The organism is Nitratireductor sp. GCM10026969 (genome assembly GCF_042660605.1).
In the GTDB taxonomy this organism is placed as follows: domain Bacteria; phylum Pseudomonadota; class Alphaproteobacteria; order Rhizobiales; family Rhizobiaceae; genus Chelativorans.
On sequence record NZ_JBHSUM010000323.1, the window covers coordinates 1 to 698 of the forward strand.

At 70.2% G+C, this 698-nt stretch carries 1 protein-coding gene; it reads left to right on the forward strand.

Annotation, left to right across the window (positions count from 1 at the left end; all coding sequences use genetic code 11):
• A partial coding sequence (locus ACFP9U_RS25270) for an adenosylcobinamide-GDP ribazoletransferase (protein ID WP_378625654.1) occupies positions 1-581 on the forward strand: 581 nt, incomplete at its 5' end.
• Positions 582-698: the final 117 nt, after the last annotated feature.

A 698-nucleotide genomic window follows, 5' to 3' on the forward strand; every position in this document is an offset into this window, starting at 1 on the left:
GTGTCCCGGTGCCGGTCGCCGCGGCAATTGCGCTCGGCGCGTCCATGCTGTTGACCGGTGCGCTGCACGAGGACGGGCTGGCGGATCTCGCCGACGGCTTCGGCGGCGGCAAGAGCCGCGACGAGAAGCTCGCCATCATGCGCGACAGCCGCATCGGCACCTATGGCGTCCTGGCGCTCGGTATCACCTTGTTGGTCCGCTGGACGGCGTTGTCGGCGCTCGCCGCCCATGGTGGCGGAACCGCGGTTCTGGGACTCGTGGCCGCGCATGCCGCCTCCCGTGCACTGATGCCGCTTTTCATGCAGCGCGTACCGCCGGCGCGCGAAGACGGGCTCTCGGCCGGTACCGGGCGCATTGAAGGACAGACGGCCTTCGCGGCACTCCTGATCGGCCTTGTCCTGCTGATCCTCATGGGGCCGGGGGTCGCCGTGCTTGCGGCCGTCCTCCTCGCCCTCTGGTTCTGGATCCTGGAGCGGCTGTGCCGGCACCAGATCGGCGGGCAGACCGGAGACGTCCTCGGTACGCTCCAGCAGGGCGGCGAAGCCGCCGTCCTGGTCACAGCTTCCGCAATGCTTGCCTGACGGAGATTCCATGTCCGAGCTTTCCTCCATCGACGCCATCCGCGCCGCCTGCCGCAACCTGCCGGCGGGCGACGAGGTCGCCGCGCGTGCCGCCGCCGACCGGCAAAACACGCTGAC